This is a genomic window from Streptomyces sp. UNOC14_S4 (genome assembly GCF_020740835.1).
Classification (GTDB): Bacteria; Actinomycetota; Actinomycetes; order Streptomycetales; family Streptomycetaceae; genus Streptomyces.
The window spans coordinates 1-6,328 of record NZ_JAINFC010000441.1; the positions used below are offsets into that span (position 1 = coordinate 1).

Annotated in this window: 6 protein-coding genes and 1 pseudogene; 3 read left to right on the forward strand and 4 right to left on the reverse strand. The window is 69.0% G+C overall.

Going from position 1 to position 6,328, the window contains the following annotated elements; all coding sequences use genetic code 11:
- Positions 1 to 157: 157 nt before the first annotated feature.
- A complete protein-coding gene (locus K6I34_RS28940) occupies positions 158 to 1,009 on the reverse strand; it encodes a helix-turn-helix transcriptional regulator (protein WP_229330326.1) in 852 nt (283 codons plus the stop codon).
- A gap of 221 nt (positions 1,010 to 1,230) precedes the next feature.
- Here K6I34_RS28940 and K6I34_RS28945 point away from each other — a divergent pair, with 221 nt between their 5' ends.
- The 3 genes and pseudogenes from K6I34_RS28945 to K6I34_RS28955 all read left to right on the forward strand — a co-directional run.
- Positions 1,231 to 1,701: an ATP-binding protein gene (locus K6I34_RS28945; RefSeq protein WP_229330328.1), complete on the forward strand. Its 471-nt coding sequence runs from the start codon at positions 1,231 to 1,233 to the stop codon at positions 1,699 to 1,701.
- A 488-nt stretch (positions 1,702 to 2,189) separates the two neighbouring features.
- Entirely contained in the window at positions 2,190 to 2,975 is a 786-nt protein-coding gene (locus K6I34_RS28950; protein ID WP_229330330.1) for a PHB depolymerase family esterase, read from the forward strand.
- A gap of 236 nt (positions 2,976 to 3,211) precedes the next feature.
- A pseudogene (locus tag K6I34_RS28955) lies at positions 3,212 to 3,400 on the forward strand (IS5/IS1182 family transposase); the annotation flags it as partial.
- 4 nt (positions 3,401 to 3,404) lie between these two features.
- Here K6I34_RS28955 and K6I34_RS28960 read toward each other — a convergent pair.
- The 3 genes from K6I34_RS28960 to K6I34_RS28970 all read right to left on the reverse strand — a co-directional run bounded on the left by K6I34_RS28960 (position 3,405) and on the right by K6I34_RS28970 (position 6,303).
- A complete protein-coding gene (locus K6I34_RS28960) occupies positions 3,405 to 3,755 on the reverse strand; it encodes a hypothetical protein (RefSeq protein ID WP_229330332.1) in 351 nt (116 codons plus the stop codon).
- Between the two features lie 405 nt (positions 3,756 to 4,160).
- A complete protein-coding gene (locus K6I34_RS28965; protein WP_229330334.1) occupies positions 4,161 to 5,540 on the reverse strand; it encodes a cell wall metabolism sensor histidine kinase WalK in 1,380 nt (459 codons plus the stop codon).
- Between the two features lie 58 nt (positions 5,541 to 5,598).
- Positions 5,599 to 6,303 carry a response regulator transcription factor gene (locus K6I34_RS28970; RefSeq protein WP_229330336.1) on the reverse strand — a complete coding sequence of 235 codons (705 nt, stop codon included), beginning with the start codon at positions 6,301 to 6,303 and terminating at the stop codon, positions 5,599 to 5,601.
- Between the last annotated feature and the right edge of the window lie 25 nt (positions 6,304 to 6,328).

The following is a 6,328-nucleotide window of genomic DNA, read 5'->3' on the forward strand; positions in this document are numbered from 1 at the left end:
CCCCGGCCCCTCGAATCGGTTGGGGCTCTGCCCCCGCGCCCCCGTTCCGGGGCTCCGCCCCGGGTCCCGTTGCGGCGATCGCCACGTTGAGGCAGTTCGACGAGTCGGCGCTGTAGGTCGACTTCTGCCACCGGTTTGGGGCCATATCGTCAGCCTTTCACAAGCTTCGAGCGATGTTGTGGATGAAATCTCTCGATGTCTCCGGCGTGAGAGCGTTGCTCTGCATGCGGTCAATCACGGAACGGTACTTGGTAAGTTCGGATTCGGCGTCGAGGAACTCGCAGCCGTGGTGGACGTCCAGTTGAACGGTGTCGAGTTGCCGAACGGCGCCGTATACGTAATCCATTGGCTGGCCGTTGCCGGAGAACGATCCACCTTCGAACGGGATCACCCGCAGCGTGATGTTGTCGAGCTCGCTCATCTCAAGAAGGTGCCCGAGCTGCGCGCGAAGCGTTGCGGGTCCTCCAACCTGCATGCGGAGAGCTGCCTCGTGAATGATCGCGGTGTAAGGGATCGACGGCTTGCGATGGAGGACCTCTTGCCGTCTGATGCGGTACGAGAGCCGGTGTTCGATCTCGTGGGGCCTGAGCTCGGGCAGGCCTTCTTGGAAGAGCGCGCGAATGTGATCAGCCGTCTGGAGCAGGCCGGGGAGGTGAATCGCGAGTACGACTCGCACCTCTTTGGCGTGATGTTCGAGCTCGGCCAGGTCGATCAGCGCTGCGGGAAGGAGCTCCCGGTACTCGTCCCACCATCCGCGCGTCCGCCCTCCGGTCATGTTGGCCAGGGAATCGATCAGTGCCGGGTCTGTGCAGCTGTAGCTGATAGCCATCGCTCGCACCCGGTCCGCGCTCACCGCGTAGCGACCTGCTTCGATCATGCTCATGCGCGCTTGCTGCACACCTAGGCGGGCTGCGGCCGCAGTTGACGACAAGCCGGCCCGCTCGCGCAGTTTGCGGAGCTCGGCTCCCAGGCGTCGCTGCCTGAGCGTGGGCACGTTGGTCGGTGGCATCAGGTTCCCTGCCCGTCATGCGTCGTGCACCTACGTCACCCGGACGTGGGCAGTTGGTAGCTCTCTCATCGAAGCGCTATTAGGTCTATCACCGGCTCGGCTACGGTGTGACCCAAGCCACTCACCCGGCTCGCCGCGTAAGCGGAAGCGCACCGCCCTGCCTTGTTGCGGGCGGCACTGACACCGTCGCGCCGCGAACCCCACTCCGCCAAGGAGCCCTCATGGCAACCGTATCCCCCGTGGACCCCTGGACGTACACGCTCGGGCTGTCCCGAGACCCCCGTTCGGCCGGGATCGCCCGGCTCGCCGTGCGCGGCATCCTCGACCAGTACGGGCTCGGTGAACTCATCGACCGCGCCGCCCTCTTGACGTCCGAGCTGGTCACCAACGCTTGCCGGTACTCCGACAGCGACGTCACCCTGCGCGTCGGCGAGCTCCACGCCAGTGGTATCCGCATCAGCGTCTGGGATGCGAATCCGGTCGTTCCCGAACCGTTCGGGTTCGGCTCGAACCGGGTCGCTCCTGCCCGCCATCCCGACGCCACCTACGGGCGCGGTCTCGCCATCGTCAGGGAGTGCGCCGACAACTGGGGGAGTCAGAGCCTCGGGCGGTCCTGCCTGGCCCCCAGCTTTCGCGGCAAGTGGCTCTGGTGCGAACTCGTCCGGAAGACGGCGCCTGTCGCTGTCCACTAAGAGCGTCCGCCAGTAGGTCATGGGCGCGACAGAGTGGCGGCGCGACGGGTGTCTCCCGGGCTCACCCTGGCTGAACCCGAAGTAGGCCGATGTGAGGAACCGTGCGTGAACGCTATGTACGCAAGCACGACCGTCGTCATGCCATCCCCCAGACTCAGGGTCACCTGCCTGCCGGAGACACACGAGTGGTTCACCGTCGCACGGACGGTGAACCACTCCGGTGGGTGAGCCGACATGGGGGAGCCGATATGGCACGTGAAGACAGAGGGCCCGCACGGTCCGGGGCCGGGAGCAGGCGCGGCCGTGCGCGCCTATGGATGGGTATCGCTTTGGCCGTGACACTGCTCGCCGGGTGCGCCGGGAACACCGGCGCGTCTCCGGCAGCCTCCCAGGGGCCGAGTTCCACGGGCAGCGCGTCCGCGGTCGTCGACCAGCCCGTGCGGACCACGGGATGCGGCCGCACATCCCCGTACCCCGGCGGGAGGTCGGTGAGCGCCACGCTGCGTTCGGGCGGGCGCGAACGCGGCTACCTCATTCATCTGCCCAGCGCCTACGACGCCCGGCGCCCGAGCCCGCTCGTGCTTTCCTTCCATGGGCACCACCGCACCGCCCACTTCCAGGAGCGGCTCACCGGGATGTCCGCACTGCCCGCCATCTCGGTGTACCCGCAGGGCCTGCCCGGCACCGACGGCGAGACGGCGTGGCAGGGAGCGCCCTATTCCGCGCCCGTCGACGATGTCCTGTTCACCAGCGACCTCGTCTCGCTCCTGCAACAGCAGCTGTGCGTCGATGCCCGGCGCGTGTACGCCGCGGGAAAGTCGAACGGCGGCGGATTCGTCGGTGTCCTCGCCTGCCGCATGCCGGACAGAATCGCGGCGTTCGCCCCGGTCTCCGGCGCCTTCTACCCGCAGTCGGGCCCGTGCGGGCCCACGCACCCCGGTCCCATCGTCGACTTTCACGGCACCGCGGACACGACCATCCCCTATGCCGGAAACCCGGCCAAGGGCCTTCCCTCGCTGCCGAGTTGGCTCGCCGCCTGGGCAGGACGCGGTGGATGCGCACCCGAACCCGCCGTGGGGGACCTCGGCCACGGGGTGACCCGTGAGACGTGGAGCGGCTGCAACGGACGGTTCGCCCTGGTCCACCACCGGATCGCCGGACTCGGTCACACCTGGCCCAGCACCACACCCAACGCAGACTCCCCCACCCCCGCGGTTATCGACGCGACCCCGATCATCTGGCGCTTCTTCCAGGACCACCCACTCGGCACATGACCCGCGCCCGGGCACGGCCGCGTCGCCTCGATGCGGCTCTGGCCGCGTGCACAGCCGCGGATGGGCTGCTGTCGGTCCCTGGCTGAACCAGCCTCCTGGTGATCATGGAGTTGTCTACGCTCTGCGATCCCGGGGAGAGCTTGTGCCCGTCGTGCCTGTGTCCGTCATCGGCCCGATCCGCGAGGAATTCTCGCGCTGCTGCCGGATCGTGTCGGTGATCACCTTCTGGGGTGCCACAACGCCGCGGAAGCCGCGGCGGCCGGCCAACCGGCTTCGACCGGGCCTGCTCTGCCCGCAGGAACGAGGTCGAACGAACCGTCAACGCGCTCAAGGGCTTCCGGGCCGTAGTCACCAGATACGACAAGAGAGCGTACGTCTTCCAGGGCACAGTCACCCTCGCTGCGATCCGGCTGTGGGTCCGTTGATGATCTACCCGGGGGCCGAGCCGAAGCGGACGCCCAGGGCTTGGGCGCCCGTGGGCGCGTCCCATGTGGCGCCGACACTGACGAGTTCGCCCCATTGTCCGCTGCATGATCCGCCGGCGTAGAGGAAGGCGGTGTCGGTGGTGTCGTTAGAGAACCTCACCGCGCCCCCGGTGAGCGGGACGCACGTGTCGCTGGGCGGGTCCTGGCCCTGGATGCTCTGCCCGGACGGTGTGACGTAGGTGTAGGTGCCGGACGCCGCCTGCGCGCTGCCCGCCGTCGCCGTCAGCAGCGCGAGCACCGACGCTCCCGTCAGAACGGCTTTCCTGAGCCCTCGCCGCCCCCATAGTGACCTCATAAGTCCTCCTCTGCCGGGCCGAACCGGCACCCCAGTGGACGAAGCCAGCACAGCGCAGCACGTCAGCCTTGGACAGAGCCCAGACAGCGGTTCACCCAAACAGGGAGGCCGGGCTCTCGTGTTCGAAATGACAGCAAATGCACGGGTCGGCGCTGGCCTATCGGACACGCCCTTAGGAGTTTCTCTAGGTCGACCTCCCGTTCAAGCGGTCGTGTCGTGCCGTCGCGTGATCGTCGTCGTAATGCGTATGTCCCATGTGCGCAGCGTAGATCACAGAGGTCCCACCCCCGGGATAATCACCGGGCAACAGGGCGAAATGCCTGTTAATTCACGCGAATTGGGGTCGCGCCGAACGTTCTGTGGTATCCGGGCTGGAAGGTTCCGGTTCCTCGTCCCTCCGCTGATTCACAACGCCGGAGGGGCCGTCGTCGCTCCCGGCAGGTGTACCGAGGCGGCCGTGCCGCCGCCCTGTGCCGCGCGGAGGGAGACTTCGCCGCCCGCGCCGCGCACCGTGCGCGCCACGATCGACAGGCCCAGGCCGCTGCCCGGCAGGCTGCGGGCCGAGGGGGAGCGCCAGAAGCGGTCGAAGACGTGGGGGAGTTCGTCCTCCGGGATGCCCGGACCGTGGTCCCGTACGGTCAGTTCGCCGTTCGCCAGGGTGACCTCCACCGTGCCGCCCGGCGGGCTGAACTTCACCGCGTTGTCCAGGAGGTTGACCAACGCCCGCTCCAGCGACGCCGGTTCGGCCCGGACGAACCACGGGTCCAGGCGCACGTCGAAGGTCAGGCCGACGCCGCGCAGGCGGGCGCGTTCCACCGCGCGGCCCGCCGCCTCGTGGAGGGCGATGACCTGGACCGGGCCACTGTCCGGCGCCGCGTCCGGGCGGGAGAGCTCCTGGAGGTCGCCGATCAGGGCGGCCAGCTCCGTCATCTGGGCCTTGACGCTCGCCAGCAGCGCCTTGCGGTCCTCCGGCGGGATCGCCCGGCCCGTCTCCTCGCTCCTGACCAGCAGATCGATGTTCGTCCGCAGCGAGGTCAGCGGCGTACGCAGCTCGTGCCCCGCGTCCGCGATCAGCTGCTGCTGACGGTCGCGCGAGGACGCCAGCGCCGCCGTCATGGAGTTGAACGAACGCGACAGGCGCGCGATCTCGTCGTCGCCCTCCGCCGGGATGCGCACGGCCAGGTCCTCCGTCCGGGCGATGTGCTCGGCCGCTTCCGTCAGCCGGTCCACCGGCCGCAGACCCGCGCGCGCGATGCCGAGGCCCGCCGTCGCCGCGCCCAGTACGCCTATCCCCGCCGTGAACACCAGCACCAGCGCCAGCTTGTTGAGCGGCTTGTCGATGTCACTGGAGGGCTGCGCGATGGACACCGCGTACACGCCGGGCACCGTGCTCGCCGACGTGGCGACCCGCATGTCCTGACCGTTCTTCGCGCGCGCGTCGTGCAGCACCGGGTCCTCTCCCGGCTGGACGGCCAGGTCCTGGGACTCGACGGTGAACGGCGACTTCCCAGGAGACGTGCAGACCGCGCCCCGCGTCGTGATGATCTGCACCGTGTACGGGCTGGGATACGGCAGCTGGCCCTTGCCGCACGTGCGCGCCAGGTCCACGACCGTCTCGTCCGTAGGGCGCACATTGGTCAGCGTCGTGTCCCGCTGCTGTTCGAGCTGCTGCTTGAGCACGACCCACGACACGCCCGCGACCGCCGCGACCGCGATCGCGACGGCGGCCGCCGACAGCAGCGCCAGCCGGGAACGCAGCGGCAGTCGCTTGAAGCGCTTGATCACCGGGACCGTCCGGCTGTTCGGATCATTCGGGTCGTCTGGGTCGTCTGGGTCGTCCGGGTCATTCGGAGCCGCCGCTCTCCGCCCGCAGCACGTAACCGACACCCCGCACGGTGTGCACGAGCCGCGGCTCGCCGCCCGCCTCCGTCTTGCGCCGCAGATACATCACATACACGTCCAGCGAGTTGGACGACGGCTCGAACTCGAAGCCCCACACCGACTTGAGGATCTGCTCACGGGTCAGCACCTGCCGCGGGTGCGTGAGGAACAGCTCCAGCAGCGTGAACTCCGTACGGGTCAGCTCCACCGGGCGGTCGCCGCGCGTGACCTCGCGCGTCGTGAGGTCCATCCGGAGATCCGCGACGGCGAGCACGTTCGAGGCGGTGGCGGCCCCAGGTGCCGCGGTGGCGTAGGAACTGCGGCGCAGCAGGGCGCGGATACGGGCCAGGAGCTCGTCCAGCTCGAACGGCTTCACCAGATAGTCGTCCGCCCCCGCGTCGAGCCCGGTGACACGGTCGCCGACCGTGTCGCGTGCGGTGAGCATCAGGATGGGCACGGTCACGCCGGAGGAGCGCAGCCGGCGGGCGGCCGTCAGGCCGTCCATGCGGGGCATGAGCACATCGAGGACGATCAGCTCCGGGTCGTACGCGTCGACCTTCGCCAGTGCGTCCAGGCCGTCCACCGCCAGTTCCGTCCCGTACCCCTCGAAGGCGAGGCTCCGGCGCAGTGCCTCGCGGACGGCGGGTTCGTCGTCCACGATCAGGATGCGGGCGGGGTGGTGCGGGTCGCCG

Excerpts from the sequence above, each read along its gene's own strand:
- K6I34_RS28940 (WP_229330326.1), bottom strand. The coding sequence starts at position 1,009 with ATGCCACCGACCAACGTGCCCACGCTCAGGCAGCGACGCCTGGGAGCC.
- K6I34_RS28945 (WP_229330328.1), top strand. The coding sequence starts at position 1,231 with ATGGCAACCGTATCCCCCGTGGACCCCTGGACGTACACGCTCGGGCTG.
- K6I34_RS28960 (WP_229330332.1), bottom strand. The coding sequence starts at position 3,755 with ATGAGGTCACTATGGGGGCGGCGAGGGCTCAGGAAAGCCGTTCTGACG.